The organism is Pseudomonas sp. RSB 5.4 (genome assembly GCF_037126175.1).
Lineage (GTDB): Bacteria > Pseudomonadota > Gammaproteobacteria > Pseudomonadales > Pseudomonadaceae > Aquipseudomonas > Aquipseudomonas fluorescens_H.
The window spans coordinates 2,825,958-2,846,623 of sequence record NZ_CP146986.1 but is presented as its reverse complement, the minus strand read 5'-3'; the positions used below and the strand labels follow the sequence as shown (position 1 = coordinate 2,846,623).

22 protein-coding genes are annotated in these 20,666 nt (G+C 60.7%); 18 read left to right on the top strand and 4 right to left on the bottom strand.

The features are described 5' to 3' along the window. Positions 1-240 precede the first annotated feature (240 nt). The 8 genes from V9L13_RS12725 (at position 241) to V9L13_RS12690 (ending at position 9,289) form a co-directional block, all read left to right on the top strand. A complete protein-coding gene (locus V9L13_RS12725) occupies positions 241-1,059 on the top strand; it encodes an SDR family oxidoreductase (RefSeq protein WP_338802685.1) in 819 nt (272 codons plus the stop codon). A gap of 136 nt (positions 1,060-1,195) precedes the next feature. Further along, entirely contained in the window at positions 1,196-2,200 is a 1,005-nt protein-coding gene (locus tag V9L13_RS12720) for a substrate-binding domain-containing protein (RefSeq protein WP_103520734.1), read from the top strand. Between the two features lie 33 nt (positions 2,201-2,233). Then, the gene (gene araG / locus V9L13_RS12715) at positions 2,234-3,778 is read left to right on the top strand and encodes an L-arabinose ABC transporter ATP-binding protein AraG (RefSeq protein ID WP_338802684.1); all 1,545 of its coding nucleotides are present in this window, start codon (positions 2,234-2,236) and stop codon (positions 3,776-3,778) included. A gap of 12 nt (positions 3,779-3,790) precedes the next feature. After that, on the top strand, positions 3,791-4,759 hold the full coding sequence (gene araH / locus V9L13_RS12710; protein ID WP_045122821.1) for an L-arabinose ABC transporter permease AraH: 969 nt from the start codon (positions 3,791-3,793) through the stop codon (positions 4,757-4,759). Between the two features lie 230 nt (positions 4,760-4,989). Further along, positions 4,990-5,703 carry a GntR family transcriptional regulator gene (locus tag V9L13_RS12705; RefSeq protein ID WP_338802683.1) on the top strand — a complete coding sequence of 238 codons (714 nt, stop codon included), beginning with the start codon at positions 4,990-4,992 and terminating at the stop codon, positions 5,701-5,703. Then, positions 5,700-6,698, top strand: coding sequence for an ADP-ribosylglycohydrolase family protein (locus V9L13_RS12700; protein ID WP_338802682.1), 999 nt, complete (start codon positions 5,700-5,702; stop codon positions 6,696-6,698). Before V9L13_RS12705 ends, V9L13_RS12700 begins: the two co-directional genes overlap by 4 nt. A 202-nt stretch (positions 6,699-6,900) precedes the next feature. Continuing rightward, positions 6,901-8,367 (top strand): cytosine permease, encoded by a 1,467-nt coding sequence (locus tag V9L13_RS12695; RefSeq protein WP_338802681.1) that lies wholly within the window; start codon positions 6,901-6,903, stop codon positions 8,365-8,367. Further along, positions 8,360-9,289 (top strand): PfkB family carbohydrate kinase, encoded by a 930-nt coding sequence (locus V9L13_RS12690; protein WP_338802680.1) that lies wholly within the window; start codon positions 8,360-8,362, stop codon positions 9,287-9,289. Before V9L13_RS12695 ends, V9L13_RS12690 begins: the two co-directional genes overlap by 8 nt. Before the next feature lie 153 nt (positions 9,290-9,442). Here V9L13_RS12690 and V9L13_RS12685 read toward each other — a convergent pair whose 3' ends face one another. The 3 genes from V9L13_RS12685 to V9L13_RS12675 form a co-directional block, all read right to left on the bottom strand. Continuing rightward, complete coding sequence (locus V9L13_RS12685) at positions 9,443-9,697, bottom strand: hypothetical protein (RefSeq protein ID WP_103484720.1); 255 nt, start codon at positions 9,695-9,697, stop codon at positions 9,443-9,445. A 44-nt stretch (positions 9,698-9,741) separates the two neighbouring features. Next, positions 9,742-10,086 (bottom strand): hypothetical protein, encoded by a 345-nt coding sequence (locus V9L13_RS12680; RefSeq protein ID WP_003227000.1) that lies wholly within the window; start codon positions 10,084-10,086, stop codon positions 9,742-9,744. Positions 10,087-10,183: 97 nt separating this feature from the next. Continuing rightward, positions 10,184-10,837, bottom strand: a complete 654-nt coding sequence (locus V9L13_RS12675; protein ID WP_338802679.1) for an HD domain-containing protein — start codon at positions 10,835-10,837, stop codon at positions 10,184-10,186. 214 nt (positions 10,838-11,051) lie between these two features. Between V9L13_RS12675 and V9L13_RS12670 the strand changes: the two genes are divergently transcribed. From V9L13_RS12670 to V9L13_RS12625, 10 genes are all read left to right on the top strand, one after another. Beyond that, positions 11,052-11,531 (top strand): GNAT family N-acetyltransferase, encoded by a 480-nt coding sequence (locus V9L13_RS12670; RefSeq protein WP_003226995.1) that lies wholly within the window; start codon positions 11,052-11,054, stop codon positions 11,529-11,531. Between the two features lie 158 nt (positions 11,532-11,689). Beyond that, positions 11,690-12,352, top strand: coding sequence for a hypothetical protein (locus tag V9L13_RS12665; protein ID WP_098965004.1), 663 nt, complete (start codon positions 11,690-11,692; stop codon positions 12,350-12,352). After that, positions 12,349-12,843, top strand: a complete 495-nt coding sequence (locus tag V9L13_RS12660) for a PAAR domain-containing protein (RefSeq protein ID WP_103484718.1) — start codon at positions 12,349-12,351, stop codon at positions 12,841-12,843. The genes V9L13_RS12665 and V9L13_RS12660 overlap by 4 nt, the downstream gene beginning before the upstream one ends. Before the next feature lie 5 nt (positions 12,844-12,848). Then, complete coding sequence (locus V9L13_RS12655) at positions 12,849-13,583, top strand: alpha/beta hydrolase (protein WP_338802678.1); 735 nt, start codon at positions 12,849-12,851, stop codon at positions 13,581-13,583. Beyond that, the gene (locus tag V9L13_RS12650) at positions 13,580-14,107 is read left to right on the top strand and encodes a hypothetical protein (RefSeq protein ID WP_338802677.1); all 528 of its coding nucleotides are present in this window, start codon (positions 13,580-13,582) and stop codon (positions 14,105-14,107) included. Before V9L13_RS12655 ends, V9L13_RS12650 begins: the two co-directional genes overlap by 4 nt. A 205-nt stretch (positions 14,108-14,312) precedes the next feature. Then, positions 14,313-15,302 carry a 2-dehydro-3-deoxygalactonokinase gene (locus V9L13_RS12645; protein ID WP_338802676.1) on the top strand — a complete coding sequence of 330 codons (990 nt, stop codon included), beginning with the start codon at positions 14,313-14,315 and terminating at the stop codon, positions 15,300-15,302. A gap of 19 nt (positions 15,303-15,321) precedes the next feature. Then, complete coding sequence (locus tag V9L13_RS12640) at positions 15,322-15,942, top strand: 2-dehydro-3-deoxy-6-phosphogalactonate aldolase (RefSeq protein WP_338802675.1); 621 nt, start codon at positions 15,322-15,324, stop codon at positions 15,940-15,942. A gap of 48 nt (positions 15,943-15,990) precedes the next feature. Beyond that, positions 15,991-17,139, top strand: a complete 1,149-nt coding sequence (dgoD, locus tag V9L13_RS12635) for a galactonate dehydratase (RefSeq protein WP_007961968.1) — start codon at positions 15,991-15,993, stop codon at positions 17,137-17,139. A 183-nt stretch (positions 17,140-17,322) separates the two neighbouring features. Continuing rightward, the gene (locus V9L13_RS12630; RefSeq protein WP_338802674.1) at positions 17,323-18,627 is read left to right on the top strand and encodes an MFS transporter; all 1,305 of its coding nucleotides are present in this window, start codon (positions 17,323-17,325) and stop codon (positions 18,625-18,627) included. Between the two features lie 60 nt (positions 18,628-18,687). Then, positions 18,688-19,491 (top strand): IclR family transcriptional regulator, encoded by an 804-nt coding sequence (locus V9L13_RS12625; RefSeq protein ID WP_096794901.1) that lies wholly within the window; start codon positions 18,688-18,690, stop codon positions 19,489-19,491. On the opposite strand, the gene V9L13_RS12620 is transcribed toward V9L13_RS12625, so the two are convergent. Continuing rightward, the gene (locus V9L13_RS12620; RefSeq protein WP_108588827.1) at positions 19,488-20,540 is read right to left on the bottom strand and encodes an NAD(P)-dependent alcohol dehydrogenase; all 1,053 of its coding nucleotides are present in this window, start codon (positions 20,538-20,540) and stop codon (positions 19,488-19,490) included. The genes V9L13_RS12625 and V9L13_RS12620 overlap by 4 nt on opposite strands. Positions 20,541-20,666: the final 126 nt, after the last annotated feature.

The following is a 20,666-nucleotide window of genomic DNA, read 5'->3' as shown; positions in this document are numbered from 1 at the left end:
ATATTGAGATTATTCGGCGGTCGGGTTTATAGTCGGTTCCAGCAGTAACACGCACTCACACTTAAAAAGAACAAAACAGGTGAAGTGATGAAGCGAATTTCTATCGCACTCCTCAGCGGAGTCAGCGTCTCGCAACGGCCCAGCGCTCGCCGCGCCTGCCTGTTTTGTTTTCACAGTCTTCCAGACCGGACATCGGCAGATGCCCGGTTTTTTTGTGCTGACGAACAGGAGTCATGATCCATGGCTGAACCTCTTTCCTTGCCGCCGGTGCCCGAGCCGCCGAAGGGTGAGCGTTTGAAAAACAAAGTGGTGCTGCTGACCGGTGCCGCTCAAGGCATCGGCGAAGCCATCGTCGCCACCTTCGCCTCGCAGCAGGCCAGACTGGTGATCAGCGATATTCAGGCAGAGAAAGTCGAGAAGGTTGCCGCCCACTGGCGCGACAAGGGCTACGACGTGCAGGCGATCAAGGCCGACGTTTCGCGTCAGCAAGACCTGCACGCCATGGCCAAACTGGCGGTTGAGCTGCACGGGCGCATCGACGTGCTGGTCAACTGCGCCGGGGTCAACGTGTTCCGCGATCCGCTGCAAATGTCCGAAGAAGACTGGCATCGCTGCTTCGCCATCGACCTGGACGGCGCCTGGTACGGTTGCAAAGCCGTGCTGCCGCAGATGATCGAGCAGGGCGTCGGCAGCATCATCAATATTGCCTCGACCCATTCCAGCCACATCATTCCCGGCTGCTTCCCGTACCCGGTTGCCAAGCACGGCCTGCTCGGACTGACCCGGGCGCTGGGCATCGAATACGCGCCGAAGGGCGTTCGGGTCAACGCTATCGCCCCCGGCTACATTGAAACCCAGCTCAACGTTGATTACTGGAACGGCTTTGCCGATCCGCACGCCGAGCGTCAGCGCGCGTTTGATCTGCACCCGCCGAAACGCATCGGCCAGCCGATGGAAGTGGCGATGACCGCCGTGTTCCTGGCCAGTGATGAAGCGCCGTTCATCAACGCCTCGTGCATCACCATCGATGGTGGGCGCTCGGTGATGTACCACGACTGAATGGATCAGGTTTCAGGCGATGAGCTCCGTCTTAAATCCAATCATCATACGATATGACTATTTTTGTTCTAGATTGCAAAACCAGGCTTTAACGCTTTTCAAATAACGCTCAAGAAAAATAACAAGGAGTCAGCTTATGAAACGTCGTTTCGGGATTCGTACCCTGTGCAGTGCCGCGCTGGCGGTCACCGCGTTCAGCCTGAGCAGCTCGCTGCTGGCTGCCGACACCGTGAAAATCGGTTTTCTGGTCAAGCAGGCAGAAGAGCCGTGGTTCCAGACCGAGTGGGCCTTCGCTGAAAAAGCCGCCAAGGACAAAGGCTTCGAGCTGATCAAGATCGCCGTGCCGGACGGCGAGAAAACCCTCTCGGCCATCGACAGCCTTGCGGCCAATGGCGCGAAAGGCTTCGTGATCTGCCCGCCGGACGTCTCGCTCGGCCCGGCGATCATGGCCAAAGCCAAACTCAATGACCTCAAAGTGATTGCCGTGGACGACCGCTTCGTCGACGCCAACGGCAAGTTCATGGAAGACGTGCCGTACCTCGGCATGGCGGCGTTCGAAGTCGGCCAGAAGCAGGGCAACGCGATGGTCGCCGAGGCGAAGAAGCGCAACTGGGACTGGAAAGACACCTACGCGGTGGTCAATACCTACAACGAACTCGACACCGGCAAGAAGCGCACCGACGGTTCGATGAAGGCGCTCGAAGACGCCGGCCTGCCGAAAGACCACATCCTGACCGCCGCGCTGAAAACTCTCGACGTGCCGGGCAGCATGGACGCCACCAACTCGGCGCTGGTCAAGCTGCCAAGCGCGGCGAAGAACCTGATCATCGGCGGCATGAACGACAACACCGTGCTCGGCGGCGTACGCGCCACTGAAGCCGCCGGGTTCGCTGCGGCCAACGTGATTGGCATCGGCATCAATGGCACCGACGCCATCGGCGAGCTGAAAAAGCCCAACAGCGGTTTCTTCGGTTCGATGCTGCCTAGCCCGCACATCGAAGGCTACAAGACCGCCGAGATGATGTACGAGTGGGTCACCACCGGCAAAGAGCCGCCGAAGTACACGGCGATGGACGACGTCACCCTGATCACCCGCGAGAACTTCAAGCAAGAGCTGGAAAAAATCGGCCTGTGGAATTGATGGCTGCTCGATCGGTGTGAAGAGGTGACTCAGATGCACGCGCAAGTACAGACACATGCAAGCAGCGCCGGCGGCAGCCTGCGCTTCAACGGAATCGGCAAGACCTTCCCCGGGGTCAAGGCGCTGGACGCCATCAGTTTCGTCGCGCACCCGGGGCAGGTGCACGCCTTGATGGGCGAGAACGGTGCCGGCAAATCGACTCTGCTGAAGATCCTCGGTGGCGCCTACATTCCGAGCAGCGGCGAGTTGCAGATCGGCGAGCAGAGCATGGCGTTCAAGTCGACGGCCGACAGCATTGGCAGCGGCGTCGCGGTGATTCACCAAGAGCTGCACCTGGTGCCGGAAATGACCGTGGCCGAGAACCTGTTTCTTGGCCATCTGCCGGCCAGTTTCGGCCTGATCAATCGCGGCCTGCTGCGCCAGAATGCCCTGGCCTGCCTCAAGGGCCTGGCCGATGAAATCGATCCGCAGACCAAGGTCGGGCGCCTGTCGCTCGGTCAGCGGCAATTGGTGGAAATCGCCAAGGCGCTGTCCCGTGGCGCGCATGTAATCGCCTTCGATGAGCCGACCAGCAGCCTCTCGGCGCGCGAGATCGACCGTTTGATGGCGATCATCAGTCGCCTGCGCGATGAGGGCAAAGTGGTGCTCTACGTCTCCCATCGCATGGAAGAAGTGTTCCGCATTTGCGACGCGGTGACGGTGTTCAAGGACGGCCGTTACGTGCGCACCTTCGATGACATGAGCCAGTTGACCCACGATCAACTGGTGACCTGCATGGTCGGCCGCGACATTCAGGACATCTACGATTACCGCAGCCGTCCACGCGGCGCGGTGGCCTTGAAGGTCGACGGTTTGCTCGGCCCGGGCCTGCGCGAACCGGTGAGTTTCGAGGCGCACAAGGGCGAGATTCTCGGCCTGTTCGGTCTGGTCGGAGCCGGGCGCACCGAGCTGTTTCGCTTGCTCAGCGGGCTTGAGCGCAACAGCGCCGGACGCCTCGAATTGCGCGGTCATGAGTTGAAATTACGCTCACCGCGCGACGCGATTGCCGCCGGGATCCTGCTGTGCCCCGAGGACCGGAAAAAAGAAGGGATCATCCCGCTGGCCAGCGTCGCCGAGAACATCAACATCAGCGCGCGCGGCGCCAATGCCAGCCTCGGCTGCCTGCTGCGCGGACTGTGGGAGAAGGGCAACGCCGACAAGCAGATCAAGGCGCTGAAAGTCAAAACCCCGCACGCCGGGCAGCAGATCAAATTCCTGTCCGGCGGCAATCAGCAGAAGGCGATTCTCGGTCGCTGGCTGTCGATGCCGATGAAGGTCCTGCTGCTCGACGAGCCGACTCGCGGCATCGACATCGGCGCCAAGGCGGAGATCTACCAGATCATCCATAACCTGGCCGCCGATGGCATTTCGGTGATCGTGGTGTCCAGCGACCTGATGGAAGTCATGGGCATTTCCGACCGCATTCTGGTGCTCTGCGAAGGCGCGCTGCGCGGCGAAGTCAGCCGCGACCAGGCCAATGAATCCAACCTGCTGCAACTGGCTTTGCCGCGCCATCGCGCTGACGGCGTGGCGAACTGAGAGGTGAACATGATGACCATCCAAAACAAGGCTTTGCCGACCCCCCGCAAACCGCTGGACCTGCGGCGCTTCCTCGATGACTGGGTCATGCTGCTGGCGGCCATCGGCATCTTCCTCGCTTGCACCTTGCTGATCGACAACTTCCTCTCGCCATTGAACATGCGCGGGCTGGGGCTGGCGATTTCCACCACCGGCATTGCCGCGTGCACCATGCTCTACTGCCTGGCGTCGGGGCATTTCGACCTGTCGGTGGGCTCGGTGATCGCCTGCGCCGGGGTGGTTGCGGCGGTGGTGATGCGCGACACCAACAGCGTGTTCCTCGGCGTCAGTGCGGCGCTGGTGATGGGCCTGATTGTCGGGCTGATCAACGGCATCGTGATTGCCAAGCTGCGGGTCAATGCGCTGATCACCACACTGGCGACCATGCAGATCGTCCGTGGCCTGGCCTACATTTTTGCCAACGGCAAAGCGGTGGGCGTGTCGCAGGAATCGTTCTTCGTGTTCGGCAACGGCCAGTTGTTCGGCGTGCCGGTGCCGATCCTGATCACCATTGTCTGCTTCCTGTTTTTCGGCTGGCTGCTGAACTACACCACCTATGGGCGCAACACCATGGCCATCGGTGGCAACCAGGAAGCGGCGTTGCTCGCCGGGGTGAATGTCGACCGGACCAAGATCATCATCTTCGCCGTACACGGCGTGATCGGTGCGCTGGCCGGGGTGATTCTGGCGTCGCGCATGACCTCCGGGCAGCCGATGATTGGCCAGGGTTTCGAGTTGACGGTGATCTCGGCGTGTGTGCTCGGCGGCGTGTCGTTGAGCGGCGGTATCGGCATGATCCGCCACGTGATTGCCGGGGTGCTGATTCTGGCGATCATCGAGAATGCGATGAACCTGAAGAACATCGATACGTTTTATCAGTATGTGATTCGCGGTTCGATTCTGCTGTTGGCGGTGGTCATCGACCGCCTCAAACAACGCTGACTCTATCTGTCGAAGCATAATTTTGTGGCGAGGGAGCTTGCTCCCGCTCGGCTGCGCAGCAGTCGCAAATCCGGACAGTGCGGTGTGTCAGACTCACCCTTGTCACCGGTTTTGGGGCCGCTCCGCAGCCCAGCGGGAGCAAGCTCCCTCGCCACAGTTATGCATTCCTTCTGTCCGAACCCCTAAAAACCCCTTGCCCGTCTGCGCCCGTTTCGGTTATCACTTTGTACATGATTAGACAGGTACGATTTGACAAGAAACAACGGGTGGTCGACGAACTCGTCCGGCGCATCGAAAGCGGCCTCATGGAGGACGGCTTTCTGTTGCCCGGCGAGCATCAGTTGGCTCAGGAATTCAACGTCAGCCGTGGCACGTTGCGCGAGGCGCTGGCCGAGCTGAAGCGGCGCAATTACATCGCCACGCAAAGTGGGGTCGGCTCGATCGTCACGTTTGACGGTGTGGTGCTCGATCAGCGCAGCGGCTGGGCGCGGGCGCTGGCCGACAGCGGGGCGCTGATCAACACCGAAGTGCTGCGTCTGGAAGCCGTGACCCGGCCCGATCTGCTCTCGCGTTTCGGCACCGAGCAATTCATCACCCTCGACCGGCGCCGCCGCTCCAACGACGGCACGCTGGTGTCCCTCGAACGCTCTTTGATGCCGGCGACCGGAGGCCTGGAAAGCCTGCCGCGCGTCGGTCTGATCGACAACTCGCTGACCATTACCCTGGCTGCGTACGGCTACATCGGCGAGCGCGGTGATCAGTGGATCGGCGCCGAACCGCTGAATGCCGAAGACGCCGAACTGCTCGGGCGCCCGGTCGGCACCGTTTTCCTCAAAGCCCTGCGTACCACCTACGACCGGCAGAACCGATTCATGGAGCAGGTCGAAAGCCTGCTCGACCCGGTGCATTTCCGCCTGCACCTGCAATTTGGAGAATCAAAATGACCGCGCTCAACCGTGCCCTCGGTGCGTTTTATGGCCTGGCCCTCGGTGATGCGCTGGGCATGCCGACGCAATCGCTGAACCGCGAAACGATCAAGACCCGCTTCGGCCGGATCACCGACCTGCAGGACGCCGGTCCTCTGCAACCGATCGCCGCCAACATGCCCAAGGGTTCGATCACCGATGATACCGAACAGGCGATTCTGGTCGGCGAGTTGCTGGTCGAAGGCAAGGGCCGCATCGAACCGGCAGTCCTCGCTCAACGGCTGATCGAGTGGGAAGCCGAGATGCAGGCCAAGGGTTCGCAGGACCTGCTCGGGCCATCGACCAAACGCGCCATTGAAATGATCCTCGCCGGTCACTCGCCGGAGGAGGCCGGGCGTTACGGCACCACCAACGGCGCGGCCATGCGCATTACTCCGGTGGGCATCGCGGCAGACGTCGCCGATCCCGAGCGTTTCATCGCAGCCGTGGTTCAGGCCTGTCAGGTCACGCACAACACCACACTGGGAATTTCCAGCGCGGCGGCGGTGGCGGCAGTGGTCTCGGCCGGGATCAACGGCATGGACCTGGGCGAGGCGTTGAACCTCGGCCAGCAGATTGCGCAACAGGCCGAAGCGCACGGGCACTGGGTCGCCGGTGGACGTATTGCTTCGCGCATCAGTTGGGCGCGAACCATCAGCGTCGACAGTGACAAGGCACTGCTGGCGGATCTGCTGTACGACGTGATCGGCACTTCGGTGGCATCGCAGGAATCGGTGGTGGTTTCGTTCGCTTTGGCGCAGCAAGTGGCGGTCGGCGAGATGAGCGCATTCGATGCGTTGTGCATGGCCGCCAGTCTTGGCGGCGACACCGACACCATCGCAGCGATTCTTGGCGCCATGCTCGGGGCCTGCCTGGGTCTTGAGAGCTGGCCGGTGCCGATGATTGCCACGGTCAAAGCGGTCAATCATCTGGAGCTTGAACCGTTGGTGCAGGGGCTGTTGGCCTTGCGTTGACCACATAACTGTGGCGAGGGAGCTTGCTCCCGCTGGGCTGCGAAGCGGCCCCAAACCCTGCCGACACACTGTGTCAGACATACCCCATTGTTTGGATTTACGACTGCTTCGCAGCCGAGCGGGAGCAAGCTCCCTCGCCACAAAAGCAAGTTTTATTGAGTCATTGCCACAACCACAATAAAGGCAAACAGGAGCACTGTTCATGAGTTCATCAAACGCCGGGCCAAGCGCCGGGCAGCTGGAAACCCGCGGTATCGAGCCGGTGCCGGAAGCCGAGTGCAACGGTCATCCGCTGCAACTGTTCTGGGTCTGGTTCGCCGCCAACATTTCCATTCTCGGCCTGCCGCTGGGTGCCACGCTGGTGGCGTTTCGCGGGCTGGCGATCTGGCAGGCGATCATCGTCGCGATTGTCGGCGCCGCCGGTTCGTTCGCAGTGGTCGGGATCATCTCGATTGCCGGCCGCCGTGGCCGTGCGCCGAGCCTGACCCTGTCGCGCGCGATCTTCGGTGTGCGCGGCAACATCGGCCCGACGCTGGTCTCGCTGATGTCGCGGCTGGGCTGGGAAACCGTCAACACCACCACCGCCGCGTTCGTGTTGCTGTCGTTGTGCTCGATCCTGTTCGGCTCCCCGGTGGAAGCGAAAAGCGCGCCGGTCCTCACGCTGATTTTCATCGCGATTTTCGTGTTGCTGACCCTGTCGGTTTCCGGCCTCGGCCACGCCACCTTGCTGGTGATCCAGAAGTGGGCGACCTACGTGTTCGGTGCGTTGAACATTCTGGTCGGTGGCTTCCTCTGTGCCACCATCGACTGGAGCGCCGTATTCAACGCCAGCCCTGCGCCGCTGAGCGCGATGATCATCGGCATCGGCACCATGGCCGCCGGCACCGGGATCGGCTGGGCCAACGCCGGTGCTGACATGTCGCGCTATCAGCACCGCAGCGTCAAGGCTGTGCGACTGGTCGCTTCGGCGGCGTTCGGCGCGGGGATTCCGCTGGTGTTGCTGATCACCCTCGGCGGCCTGCTGTCAGTGGGCAACAACGATCTCGCCTCGGCGACTGATCCGATCGTGGCCATCCGCGACATGCTGCCGACGTGGATGGCCGTGCCGTACCTGATCACCGCATTCGGTGGCCTGCTGCTGTCGAACAACCTCTCGGTGTACTCCGCCGGTTTGACCACGCTGACCCTCGGCCTGAAGGTCAAACGCGTCTACGCGGTGGTGGTCGACATCGTGGCGATCTTCGCCGGTTCGATCTACTTCATGCTGATTGCCGACAGCTTCTACGGCCCGTTCATCACCTTCATTTCGCTGCTGGCGGTGCCGATCACCGCGTGGGTCGGGATCTTCGTGGTTGACCTGCTTCACCGCCACTACTACAGCCCCAAAGACCTGCTCGACGTCAGCCCGAGCAGCGCCTACTGGTATCGCGGCGGCATCGAGTGGCGCGCGTTCGGCGCGTGGGCGATTGCCATCGTGCTCGGCTTCAGCTTTACCACCATCGGCACCACGGCCGAGAACGTCTGGTTCAAGGGCTTTTTGTCCGACTCGTGGCTGGGCCACAACGGCCTCGGCTGGATCGTGACCTTCGTAGTCGCCGGTGGCATTTACCTGGTTCTCGGCGGGGCGAAAGATCGTCGCGCCGCGCAAGTCGAGAATGCTCATGCCTAAGATGCTGCACACCGGCCAAGTCATTATCGACCTGGTCATGGCCGTGGATCAGCTGCCGCAAATCGGCGGTGATGTGCTGGCGCAATCTGCCGCGTTCGAGGCTGGCGGCGGTTTCAACGTGATGGCCGCAGCCGTGCGCAATGGTTTGCCGGTGGTCTATCTCGGTCGCCACGGTACCGGGCGTTTCGGTGATCTGGCGCGCCAGGCGATGACCGCTGAAGGCATCCACATCGGCATCGAACAAGCGGCGCAGCGCGACACCGGTTTGTGTGTGGCGCTGACCGACTCATCGGCCGAACGCAGTTTTATTTCCTACATCGGTGCCGAAGGCGAGGTGACGCCAGACGACCTGAACAGCGTGGCCGCCGAGGCGGGCGATTATGTCTACGTCAGCGGTTACAGCCTGCTGCATGCAGGCAAGGCGCAAGCCCTGCTGGACTGGACGCTGGCGCTGCCGCGGGCGATCAACGTGGTGTTTGATCCAGGGCCGTTGGTCGAGTCGCCGGACTCGCCGTTGATCCAGGCGCTGCTGCCGCGCATCGATGTGTGGACCAGCAACAGCGTCGAAGCGCTGCGCTTTACCGAGGCGACTGACATTGCTCAAGCGCTGGATCGGTTGGCGGATCATCTGCCGAAGGATGTGCTGATGGTGGTGCGCGACGGGCCGCAGGGCTGCTGGATTCAGCAGCGTGGCGAGCGTCGGCATGTGCCGGGATTTGCCGTGAAAGCGTTGGACAGCAACGGGGCGGGTGATGCCCATGCCGGAGTCTTTGTCGCCGGGCTTGCGCAGGGTTTGAACGCGCATGAGGCGGCGCGGCGGGCGAATGCGGCGGCGGCTTTGGCGGTGACGCGTTGGGGGCCGGCGACAGCGCCGGGGGCTGCCGAGGTGGATGTGTTTATCAGTGGGTCCTGCGGCGATTGATCGACCGCCTTCGCGAGCAAGCTCGCTCCCACATGGGATTCGCGTCGATCACAAAACCCACTGTAGAAGCTGCCGCCGGCTGCGATCTTTTGCTCTTGAAAGATCACATCCTGCAGCAGCTCCTAGAGGACTCAAATGCTTGCGGATCTACCGTCAGCTTTCGAGCTTTCTGGCTGCCTCGACGCCAGCCGCACTGAGCTTGATCGGCAGATTCAACGAGTGTTCGCCGGCCTCGTTGCAGGTCACATGACCATGGTGGATCAGTCCGCGATCCTGCAAGGAGGCGAGGGCGCTGGCCACGACTTTCTCACCGCGATAGTTGTCCAGCACCTCTTTGCCCAATCCGCTCGGATGGGCGTGCAGCAGGCGGGTGAGGACTTCTTTTTCCAGGTTTTTATCGACGTTCATGGTTACCTCTTCATGGATGTGAATAGGACGCTCGCGTCGGCGAACTACTGGCCGGACCCTTCGGAGCCCGACCCACCAGTGGTGGTTTTGGAGCCGATTCCAGCGCCCGAGTTGTCAGGCGTAGCAGGGGAATCTGGCGTATTCATGCCGCCCTGGCGACCGGGATCACTGCCTTGAGTGCGCGGATCGGTGCCGGTGGCGGGTGGCTGGTTGATCAACGGCACGCCGGAGCCATCGGTGTTCATGCCGGGGGCACTGTTGATGGCGGGCGCGCGTGGCGGTGGAACCGGGTCGGTGGGGCCTGTGCCCGCTGCGGTGGTGGAAGCGGCGAACACCGCTGGGCAGAGCAGGGCGCTGAATACGAGGGCAGTCAACCTTGACGAGATCATAGGGCTTCTCCAGTGATTGGAATCCTTACCTGTTGTTGGTCTGCCCTTGAATCGGATTGGTGCCTGATGAACGACGAACGGTCGAGACACAGGACTGTCAGTCGAGGCCGATTTCTTCCTTGAACTGCTCCATGAAACCCTTCAGGCGCTGATGCCGGACCTGTGCCAGACGCTGACCGGCGACGGTCTGGAAACCATCGGCCAGGTGCAGCAGTTTGGTCTGGAAGTGGTCGAGGCAAAAGCGCGTGTCGTCGTAGTCGCGTGCTTTGGCTTCGGGGTCGACAGGGTCATACAACGCACTGCCCATGCGCCCGGCGACGTAGAAGGTGCGGGCAACGCCGAGCATGCCCAGCGAGTCGAGACGGTCGGCGTCCTGGACCAGTTTCGCTTCGAGGGTCAGCGGGGTGATGTTGGCGGAAAAACTGTGGGCTTCAATGGCGTGGGTGACGGCGCTGATTTTGCCTTCGGGCCAATCCAGATCGGCCAGCACGTTGGCGGCTTTTTCTGCGGCGAGACGCGAAGCCTGCGAGCGCAGCGGCGAGTTTTTTTCCACGGACACGCAGTCGTGCAGCAGCACGGCGGCGAGCAACACTTCCAGGTCGCCACCTTCCTCAGCCTGCAAGGTGCGCGCGGTGTGCCAGACCCGTTGCAGGTGGGCGAGGTCGTGGGCGCCGTCGTCGCCGGGTTCGAGGGCGTGGGGCAGCAGTGCTGCTGCGAGCGCCTCCACGGGCATAAAAATCTCAGTGTTCATGAGCATCCTTTCAGATTGTCGAAGTTCCCTGTGGGGGCGGGCTTGCTCGCGAAGGCATCAATCCCGTCACCATCATTGTTGTCTGTCAAACCGCTTCGCGAGCAAGCCTGCTCCCACATTGCACTAGCGGAGCAGGATATTCTCTGTGTTGCCATGTGACGAGCGCCGTCCACGGCCTTAGTATGGCGTTTTCCTTTTCCGACAAGGCCCGTCCATGACGATCGAAATCCGCCCGGCGACCCCCAGCGATGCACCGCAAATCCTCGCCTTCATCACCGAACTGGCAGATTTCGAAAAGGCCCGCCACGAAGTCATTGCGAGTGTCACCGACATCGAGCGCAGCCTGTTCAGCGAGGGCGCCACCGCCCACGGCCTGATCTGCCTGCGTGACGGTGTGCCGATCGGTTTTGCGGTGTTCTTCTTCAGCTATTCGACGTGGCTCGGCAGCAATTGCCTGTACCTCGAAGACCTCTACATCACCCCCGAACAACGCGGCGGCGGCGCCGGCAAAACCCTGCTGCGGCATCTGGCGAAAATCGCCTGTGCCAATGACTGCGGACGCTTCGAATGGAGCGTGCTGGACTGGAACACCCCGGCCATCGAGTTCTACAAATCCCTCGGCGCGCAACCGCAGGAAGAGTGGGTGCGCTATCGCATGGATGGCAAGGTGTTGCGTGAGTTTGCCGAAGGCTGAGGAGATGATGGCAATCCGATGCTGAAGTGATTGCCGCCACCGCTCTAGTCCGGCATTCTACGCGCCATTTTTGCGCGCTCACGGACGACACCTGCAATGCTTCTGGCAAAACTTCTCCACGCCCGTGGAGCCTTCGCTGCGTCTCTGAGTGAGCGGCGATGAGCGGACTGCGGGCGTCAATGCGCCTGTATGGCCTGGTGAAAAACTCAGGCTGCTCTGACAACCCTCAGCGTCAACCGGTAGACATCCTGTGCATCGTCAATCGCACGGGCGGCAAAGCCATTCGTGCGTTTGTGTCGCGGCTCGACGCCGAACTCATGACACGCAGCGCCGGCCTGGGTGACTACCGTGTGATCGCGTTACGCCACTTCGAGCCGAATGCGTTTATCGACGCGCATCAGGGCTGGCTGACGCTGCACATCTGTTGCGGTTTCGTCGCCCCCGCCAGCCATTCGTTGCTCAAGGACGGCGCGTTGATGCCGATGGGCTGGTACGTCTATTCCGAGATCGGCCAGTGGACCGCCGAACATCATCTGGACCTCGGCGTGCAAATGGCCGATCTGCTGCAAACGGCTTACGAGCGTAATCAACTGCGCAATTACAACGCCTGGCTCAACGAGCTCGACGACGCCGCGCCGGCCGAACTGGCCTGGCAAACCGACCAAGCCTGGCGACATCTGCAAACTGCCACATCCCCCGACAGCCGTGAGCACTGCCACGCACTGTTCGACCCTGTCGACAACCGCTGGCGCTTCGCCGCGACCGACATCGACATCCATCAGCCGCACCCGGAACCTCTGAAGCAAGGAGCTTTGAATTGAGTGGTAAACCCGCCGCCCGCGTCACCGACCCGACCGCCTGCCCATTGCCAGGCCATGGCACCAACCCGATCGTTTCCGGCTCGCCCGACGTCTTCTTCGACGGCCTCGCCGCCGCGCGCATGACCGACAAATCAGCCTGTGGCAGCCCGATCACCGGCGCTGTTTCCGGCACCGTATTCATCAACGGCCTGAACGCCGCAACCCTCGACAGCACCGGTGGCCACGGCAATGTCGTGGTCGGTGGTTCGGGCACGGTGATTATTGGACAAAGTGGCGGAGGGGCAGCGTTTAGTGGGTTGTTGCCGATGCCGGTGCATTTCAATGATCGGATGCAGGTCGTTAATGAAGCCACGGGCGAACCTATTCCCGACCACCCTTATGCGATTCAGCGAGGCGATGGGCGTGTTGAGCATGGCATCACCGATGAACAGGGCTTTACCCATATGGTCAGTTCGCATTTGGCCGAAACTATTAAACTGTTCGTAGAGTGATCGAAATGGAAGTCGAAAAACCCGCGCTCAACGATTGTAAAACTGAAGTGGCTGGTCATGAGTTGACCTGCAAGACTGATCAGAGCGTAAAACAGGCTGCGGTTAAAGTAAAAAAGGTTGCAGTGTTTTTTATTGGCGGTGCTGGGGATAAGGAAGAGTACTATCAAAATGAGCCGCCGCATCATAATGTGATGAATGCATGGAAGCAGTTAGAGAAGCGTCTTACTAATGAGCAGAAAGTTGAGGTGAATCTGCCATACATAAGTTACAAAGACGTTCGCGGTGAAAAAGATATTAAAAAGTACGTCGAGCGTCCTTTGAAAGGTGATAAGTCGGTCTATATTGTCGTTGTAGGTCATAGTTTGGGTGGTTGGAATGGTGCACATCTGACTTCGATTTTGAAAGAGCGCGGTTACACCGTAAAGGTATTGGTAACGCTTGATCCTGTTGGCGGTGGCACAGGTGTCTGGATGGTGTCTGATATATATTTCACGACACCGAAGCCCTCGGCAGATTATTGGGTCAATGTATTGGCTTCGCCCAAGGTGACGGATTCATCTGATAACGTTGCAAGCATGGGCGAGCGTTGGGTTATGACATCTGGGCCAGCTATCAACGAAGCGGTAGACGCCAACCATCGTCAGGCAGGTGTCATGTTTGGCGCTACGCTACAGGGTGGTAAATCGGCATGCGATATTGTGTATGAACGTTTGAGTCAATATTTGGAATCTTCGAAATGAAGTCGTTGTTTGTTTTTCTGACACTGCTGCTGTGCAGTTCTTGCACTAAGCAACCGGTTCTTCCGGTCATTGATATTGACTTGATTTCTGTCAGTGGTGGAGATGATCACTCATCTTTAGGTATTAAGTTTGGTTCGAAAACCGATCTGTTGAATTTTTTTCAGGATGTGACCGGGGAAAGTCAGTTGGGCGAGTCTTTGTTCTGCTCGCTGGATAAGGATGTCGAGTTTAAGGATTTTGACAAGTTGACTCAGTATTTGGTGGGGGATTTTGTTGAGCTTGATAGTTCTGGATCTAAAGCGGAGCATATTTATATGGCCAAATTGTCCTCGTTTAAAAAAGAGGATGAGGGCGTATCAAATATTTTTATGCCTGCCAGTGAATTATTGCAGGTATTAGGTCAGCGTAATGTCATCTCTTGTAACGTGTTCACTTCTGCTTATTCATTCGGTGGGTATTATTCGAAGTCAATGCTCATCCCAGCAACTGACATCGTGCGTGCGATTCAAGAGAAGCGCGATTGATGGGGCTGAGAGGATTCCGGCTGCTACTGATTGCTGGTTTTTTAACGTGTCGTCCTGCCTGCACCTAAACGGACGTCGTTCAGCGTTGGACAAAATGGACTTATTTAGTCCCAAAATATGGGATGCAAAATTACATATTGAGATTTCGCGCTTGAAAGGTCTATAGTCCGTCGCACTCACTGCCAAAAACAAAACAGGTGAAGCGATGCAGGCGCAATTGATCGCGCTCGACTGGGGGACGACCTCATTACGTGCTTATAAACTCGCGGCGGGCGGGGTGGTGCTGGAGCAGCGTGCGCTGTCGTCCGGGATCATGCAGTTACCGAAGACGCCGCGAGTCATCCACGGTGGTGAATGCGCCGACGGCTTTGAACTGGCCTTCGAAGAGGCGTGCGGCGACTGGCTCGATGCGCAGCCGGATCTGCCAGTGATCGCCTGCGGGATGGTCGGCAGCGCCCAGGGCTGGCGCGAAGCGGCCTACTGCGAGACGCCGGCGAACGTCGCCAATCTCGGAAATTCCTTACAAACACTGGTCAGTCTGCGCGGCACGCGGGTACATATCGTGCCGGGGGTGATCCAGCGTTCGCGTCTGCCCAATGTGATGCGCGGCGAAGAAACTCAGGTCCTCGGCGTACTGCAGAACCTGCCGGCCGAGGCGGGCGGCGATCTGTTGATCGGTCTGCCGGGCAGCCATTCCAAGTGGGTGGAAGTGGTCGATGGCTGCATCACTCATTTCGATACCTTCATGACCGGCGAAGTGTTCGCCGTACTCAGTCATCACAGCATTCTGGGTCGTACCCAACAGCACGGCGCGGCTTTCGATGGCCCGGCGTTTGATCGTGGCGTGCAAGTGGCGCTGTCGGCGGACGGCGAGCTTGGCGTGCTATCGACGTTGTTCAGTGCCCGCACGCTGGGCCTGACCGGCGAACTCGACGCCAGTGCACAACCTGACTATTTGTCCGGCCTGTTGATCGGCCATGAACTCGCGGCACTCGCCACGGCTCAGCGCCGCCGACGCAACAGCGTGCATCTGCCTTCGATCGTCCTCATCGGCAACGCGCAACTCTGCGCCCGCTACGGCCGGGCCCTCGATGCCTGCGGTTTCGCCCGGGTCACGCTCGCCGAGCAGGCCACCGAGCGCGGTCTGTGGCAACTCGCGCTGGCCGCCGGGCTGCTCGATTCCTTATCCCGTTAACCCTGACTGGAGGCCTGACATGCTCAAGCAAGCATTGGCACAAAACGGTCTGATCGCAATCCTGCGTGGCCTGCATCCGCAGGAAGCCGCTGCTGTCGGAGAAGTCCTGTATGCCGCCGGATTTCGCGTCATCGAAGTACCGCTCAATTCCCCGTCGCCGTACGAAAGTATCCGCATCCTGCGTCAGACCTTGCCCACCGATTGCCTGATCGGTGCCGGCACGGTGTTGACCCCGGAGCAGGTCGAGTTAGTGAAAGAGGCCGGCGGCCAAGTGATCGTCATGCCGCACAGCGACGCCAAAGTGCTGCGCGCAGCGAAAGCGGCGGGGCTGTACCTGTCGCCGGGAGTAGCGACGCCGACCGAAGCGTTCGCGGCGCTGGAGGAGGGCGCGGACATTCTCAAGCTGTTCCCGGCCGAGCAGATGGGCCCGGCGGTGGTCAAGGCGTGGCTCGCGGTGTTGCCCTCCGGGACGGTGCTGGCGCCGGTCGGCGGGATCACCCCGGACAACATGCAAGCGTTCATCGACGCTGGTGTGAAAGGTTTCGGCCTCGGTTCCGGCCTGTTCAAACCGGGCATGACGGTTGAGCAAGTGGCGGCCAATGCCAAGGCCTACGTGGCTGCCTGGAAGGCCCTTCGCTGAGATTTATCCGGCGCTGCGTGCGCTGCATCTAACAAGAGAGACAAGAAGATGAAAATCACCAAACTCACCACCTTCATCGTCCCGCCGCGCTGGTGCTTCCTCAAGGTCGAAACCGATGAGGGTGTGACCGGTTGGGGCGAGCCTGTGGTCGAAGGCCGCGCACACACCGTCGCCGCTGCCGTTGAAGAATTGTCCGACTACCTGATCGGTAAAGACCCACGCAACATCGAGGACATCTGGACCGTGCTGTACCGTGGCGGCTTCTACCGCGGCGGCGCGATCCACATGAGTGCGCTGGCCGGTATCGATCAGGCGCTATGGGACATCAAGGGCAAGGCCCTTGGCGTGTCAGTCAGCGATCTGCTCGGCGGTCAGGTGCGTGACAAGATCCGCGTGTATTCGTGGATCGGTGGCGACCGTCCGGCCGACACCGCACGCGCCGCGAAAGAGGCGGTGAGCCGGGGTTTTACCGCGGTGAAAATGAACGGCACCGAAGAGCTGCAGTTCCTCGACTCCTTCGAGAAAGTCGATCTGGCCCTGGCCAACGTCGCCGCTGTGCGCGATGCCGTCGGGCCGAACGTCGGTATCGGCGTCGACTTCCATGGCCGGGTGCACAAACCCATGGCCAAGGTGCTGATGAAGGAACTCGACCCGTACAAACTGATGTTCATCGAAGAGCCGGTGCTCAGTGAAAACTACGAAGCGCTGAAAGAGCTGGCACCGTTGACCAGCACGCCGATCGCCCTTGGCGAGCGGCTGTTCTCGCGCTGGGATTTCAAGCGGGTGCTGAGCGAAGGCTACGTCGACATCATCCAGCCGGATGCCTCGCATGCCGGCGGTATCACCGAGACCCGCAAGATCGCCAACATGGCCGAAGCCTACGACGTGGCGCTGGCGCTGCATTGCCCGCTGGGGCCGATTGCGCTGGCGGCGTGCCTGCAACTGGATGCGGCTTGTTACAACGCGTTTATCCAGGAGCAGAGCCTGGGCATCCATTACAACGAGAGCAACGATCTGCTCGACTACGTGAAGGATCCGCGAGTATTCGACTACGACCAGGGCTTCGTGAAGATTCCGAACGGGCCGGGGCTGGGCATCGAGATCAATGAGGAATACGTGATCGAACGCGCGGCGGTCGGCCACCGCTGGCGCAACCCGATCTGGCGCCATGCCGATGGCAGTTTTGCCGAGTGGTGAGTCCCTTCTGACCCACCACAATTCCTTGTGGGAGGGGGCTTGCTCCCGAATGCGGCATGTCAGCTGGAGAGATGTCGACTGATACCCCGCATTCGGGAGCAAGCCCCCTCCCACAGTGTTTGATCTCCATGGATGGGAGATTGCGTCAATGACCTCAAATAATCATAAAAAGAGGCACCCCCCATGCCAACGCAAACCCTCACCGGGCAGGCGTCTTTAGTCACGCCTAGCCGCAAGCGGTTTTTCATCATGGTGTTGCTGTTCATCACCGTGGTCATCAACTACCTCGACCGCAGCAACCTGTCGATTGCCGCGCCCGCGCTGACCAGCGAGCTGGGCATTGATCCGGTGCACGTCGGGCTGATTTTCTCTGCATTTGGCTGGACCTACGCCGCGATGCAGATCCCCGGCGGCTGGCTGGTGGATCGGGTGCCGCCGCGCATCCTCTATAGCGTCGCGCTGCTGCTGTGGTCGCTGGCCACGGTGCTGCTCGGCTTCGCCGCGAGTTTCATTGCGCTGTTCGTGCTGCGCATGGCGGTCGGCGCGCTGGAAGCACCGGCCTATCCGATCAACAGCCGCGTGGTGACCACCTGGTTTCCCGAGCGTGAGCGGGCCACCGCGATTGGCTTCTACACCTCCGGGCAGTTTGTCGGCCTGGCGTTTCTGACCCCGGTGCTGGCCTGGCTGCAACATCAATTCGGCTGGCACATGGTGTTTGTCGCGACAGGTGTGGCGGGCATTATCTGGGCGGCCATCTGGTACGCGGTGTATCGCGAACCGCGTGATTTCAAAGGTGCCAACGACGCGGAAATCGATCTGATCCGCGAGGGCGGCGGGCTGGTGGATATTCAGGCGCAAACCGCCAAGGCTTCGTTCAGTTGGACCGATCTCGGCATCGTCCTGAGCAAGCGCAAGTTGTGGGGCATCTACCTCGGCCAGTTCTGCCTGAACTCGACGCTGTGGTTTTTTCTGACGTGGTTCCCGACTTACTTGGTGAAATATCGCGGCATGGACTTCATCAAGTCCGGCCTGTTGGCCTCGTTGCCGTTTCTCGCGGCGTTCGTGGGTGTGCTGTGCTCGGGGTTCTTTTCCGACCTGTTGATCCGCCGTGGCTGCAGCGTGGGCTTCGCGCGCAAGTTGCCGATCATTGGCGGACTGTTGATTTCCACCTCGATCATCGGTGCCAATTTCGTTGAATCGACACCGCTGGTGATTGCCTTCCTGGCGCTGGCGTTTTTCGGCAACGGTCTAGCCTCGATCACCTGGTCGCTGGTCTCGACCCTGGCTCCGGCGCGTTTGCTCGGCTTGACCGGTGGGGTGTTCAACTTCATCGGCAACCTGTCGGCGATTGCCACGCCGATTGTCATCGGGTTCCTCGCCAGTGGCGATTCGTTTGCCCCGGCGATTACCTACATCGCGGTGCTGGCGCTGATCGGTGCATTGTCCTACGTGCTGCTGGTGGGCAAGGTCGAACGTATCGAGTTGTAGTCGTCTGCGTCGGGCGACCATAATGCCGCCCGTTCCCTCGCTCAACGGTAAAGGCTGGATATGCAGGAAGACGCCCCGGAAAAAACCAAGGACGCCGCGCCCACCGGCACCCAGACCCTGCTTCGCGGACTGGGTGTGGTGCAGGCGGTGGCCAGTGGCGCCCGCGATCTGAAAGAGATCGCCCGGCTGATCGGCACCACGCGCAGCACCACCCATCGTCTGGCCAGTTGCCTGGTCGACGAGCGCTATCTGCGCGTGGTGCCGCAAATCGGCTATCTGCTGGGGCCGAAGCTGATCGAGCTGGGGTTTCAGGCGCGCGAAGAGTTGCCGCTGGTGAGTCTGGCCGGACCCTATCTGGACGAGTTGTCGGCGCTGACCGGCGACACCGTGCACTTGGGCATTCGTGAGGGCGACGAGGTCTTGTACCTGCTGAAGAATCCGGGGCGCAACGGTCCGGAAATGCGCTCGCGGGTCGGCCACCGCATGCCGTTGGCACGCACCGGGATCGGCAAGGCGTTGATGCTCGATGATGCGCCGCAGGATTGGCAGCGGCTGTACGACATCAGCCTGCCGGCGGGTGGGAAAAGTCAGTTCTGGCCGCAGCATCCCCAGCAGTCGTGGGAACAGCTTGAGCAGCGCATGACCGAGTACGTGGCCGGCGGCTACGCCTTCGATCTGGAGGATAACGAACCGTCGATCCGCTGCGTGGCGGCGCCGATTCGCGATGCGAGCAAGCGCATAGTGGCGGCGATCAGCATCGCCAGCACCGTGCCGTACATGCCGCTGGAAAAAATGGCCGAGCTGATTCCCCTGATCAAAGGGGTCACAGCCCGGCTCTCGGCAGAACTCGGTCTGAAGGTTTAAAGCTTCAGCGTCGCCATGTCGATCACGAAGCGATACTTCACGTCACCGGCAATCATCCGCGCGTAAGCCTCGTTGATCTGGCGGATGTCGAGCATTTCGATGTCGCAGGTGATGTTGTGTTCGGCGCAGAAATCCAGCACTTCCTGGGTTTCAGCGATGCCGCCGATCAACGAACCGGCCAGTACGCGGCGCCCCAGCACCAGGTTGGCAGCATGCACCGGCGGGTCGATCGGTTCGATCAGGCCGACCAAAATATGCACGCCATCAAAGCGCAGGGTTTGCAGGTACGGATTGAGGTCATGCTGCACCGGAATGGTGTCGAGCAGGAAGTCGAATTGGCCTGCAGCGGCAGCCATCTGCTCGGCATCGGTGGAGACGATCACATGATCGGCGCCCTGCCGACGACCTTCCTCGGCCTTGCTCGCCGAACGGGTGAACAGCGTGACTTCCGCGCCCATGGCCTTGGCGAACTTGATGCCCATGTGGCCGAGGCCGCCCATGCCGAGAATCCCGACTTTATCGCCGGCCTTGACCCCGTAGTGCTTGAGCGGCGAGTAGGTGGTGATGCCGGCACAGAGAATCGGCGCAGCGCTGGCCAGATCCAGCTTTTCAGGGATGCGCACGACGAAGTGCTCGCTGACGACGATGCTGTCCGAATAACCGCCCATGGTGTTGCTGCCATCGACCCGGTCCGGGGTGGCGTAGGTCATGGTCGGGCCTTCGAGGCAGTATTGCTCGAGGTTCTGCTGGCAGGCGGCGCAGGTGCGGCAAGAGTCGACCATGCAGCCGACACCGACCAGATCGCCGACTTTATGCTGGGTGACATTCGCACCGATGGCGGTGACTTTGCCGACGATCTCATGGCCGGGCATCAACGGATAAACGGCGATGCCCCATTCGTTGCGTGCCTGGTGGATATCGGAGTGGCAGACGCCGCAGTAGAGGATCTCGATCGCCACGTCGTCAGCGCGTGGGCTGCGGCGTTCGAATTTCATCGGGGCGAGGGGAGTGGTGGCCGATTGGGCGGCATAACCGATAGCGGTGTACATGAGGAACCTCGCAGAAGCAGTGACAGGTGAGGTGGCGCATTTTGGGCGCCGACTGCCGCTGCGGCCATGACGATTCCTCCGGGTCTCATGCCTAATCCTCCGGCATGCAGGTCTGGGCAAGCGCAT